The organism is Cupriavidus sp. HPC(L) (assembly GCF_000307735.3).
Classification (GTDB): Bacteria; Pseudomonadota; Gammaproteobacteria; order Burkholderiales; family Burkholderiaceae; genus Cupriavidus.
The window spans coordinates 1-1,876 of record NZ_AMPR02000341.1 but is presented as its reverse complement, the minus strand read 5'-3'; the positions used below and the strand labels follow the sequence as shown (position 1 = coordinate 1,876).

Below are 1,876 nucleotides of genomic sequence, written 5' to 3'. Positions count from 1 at the left end.
AGGAACGGAAGGCAGGTCGGGCGTGCTCATGCGCCAGGACTCGGGAAAGCGTCGGGGACGGTAGCGAGCGGAGCGATCCAGGCGATCGGCCGATGCACCGGTGCCGGCCGGCACGAAGGACGCATCGCCATCAGAATGCCACTCCCAGCGAGATATGCGGGCGGAATTGCCGCTCCTGGATGCCGTAGCCGACGTCGAGCTGGACCGGGCCGACCGGGCTGCGCCAGCGCGCGCCGATGCCGACGCCGTGGTAGATGCGCACGCCGTCGAGGTTGTTGGTGGCGGTGCCGGCGTCCCAGAAGATCGCCGCGCCCCAGTCGGGCTTGAACCAGTACTGGTACTCCAGGCTGGTCGTGGCCAGATACTTGGCCGGCAGCACGCTGGCGCCGCGCCGCGTGCCGATCGACTGGTAACCGTAGCCGCGGATCGAATCGGTGCCGCCGGCGCGGAAGCGCAGCGTGGCCGGGATCTTGTCGGCGCTGCCGCTGGTCAGGTCCGCGCCGAGCTCGAGCCGGGCCACGATCAGGTCGCGGGTGCGCACCGGGATGTATTGACGGATGCGGCCGTAGAGGCGGACGAAGGTCTGGTCGGTCAGGAAGCCCTCGACCGCCGCGCCGACCTGCGTGTTGATGATGTTGCCGCGGCGCGGGAACACCGGGTTGTCGACATCGCGCCGCGTCCACGCGTATTGCGGCACCAGCGCCTTGCTCAGCTGCCGCGGCTGATCGTAGGGCCGCAGGTCGTCGTAGTAGAAATCCAGCGACAACACGGTGTCGTAGCGCTCCCGCGTGCGGGACCGGCGCACGCCGGTGCGCCAGCTCCGGGTATCGGTGTTCTCGATGTCGGTGGTGCGCTCGTAGCTGCCGTAGACGCTGTTGCGATAGGTCTTGCTGTCCGGCGGCATCGCGATCTCGGCGAACGCGTACTGGCGCTTCTGCTCGATGCGGGCCTGCGAATCGAAGATCCAGGCGCGGTCGAACAGGTTGTAGTAGGCGTAGCGCCCCTCGACCTGCGCACCGGTATCGGTGTTGTAGCCGACGCCCGAGACCACGCGGTGCGTCGGATATTCGCGCACCCGCACATTGACCGGCGCGGTCACCGTCTCGCCATTGCCGTCGGCGTCGGCGACCGGATCGCCGAGCTCGACCTGCACATTGGAGAAATACGGCTGGTTCTGGATCGCCCGCTGCAGTTCCAGCAGCCGCTCGACGCGATAGGGTTCGCCGACGTACAGCGGATTGACGTTGTGGACGATCTGCTCGGGATAGCGGCGGGTGCCGCGCACCGTCAGCGCGCCCATGCGGTAGGCCGGGCCGCTGTCGTAGGTCGCGCTCAGATCGGCGGAGCGTTCCTCGGGCTCGATGCGCGCCTGCGAGGCGGCCAGCCTGGCGCCGTAGTAGGCGTTGCTCTGCAGCTCGACCAGCGCGTCTTCCTTGGCCTTGTCCCAGTCCGACTGGCGGAACGGCTCGCCGACCGGCAGGCCCCACTTCTCGCGCATCGCCGCGACCTGCTCGGGCGAGCGCGTGGCGGCGGGCCCGCGCACATCGACATCGACCGCGCGGATCAGCGTGCGCGCGCCGGGGTCGACCGTCACGTGGATCACGCGGCTGTCGCCGCTGCCCTCGACGCGGGTGGTGGTCTGCGGATCGAACCAGCCCTCGGTGGCGGCAAAGGCCCGGACCTGGTCGCCGACCGTCTCGATCATGTAGGCAATCTGGTCCTCGCCCAGGTCGGCGCGCTCGCGATAGCGGATCAGGTCCAGATGCTCTTCCAGGATGTCCTTCAACGGCTCGGGCGCCTCCACCTGGACCCGGTAGGCCGCCTGGACCGGCGCCGGCAGCATGGCGAACAGCAGCGCCAGCAGCGGGGCCAGCGG

At 69.3% G+C, this 1,876-nt stretch carries 1 protein-coding gene; it reads right to left on the bottom strand.

Annotation, left to right across the window (positions count from 1 at the left end; all coding sequences use genetic code 11):
* Positions 1-130 precede the first annotated feature (130 nt).
* The gene (locus tag B551_RS17430) at positions 131-1,873 is read right to left on the bottom strand and encodes an autotransporter assembly complex family protein (protein WP_371259321.1); all 1,743 of its coding nucleotides are present in this window, start codon (positions 1,871-1,873) and stop codon (positions 131-133) included.
* Positions 1,874-1,876: the final 3 nt, after the last annotated feature.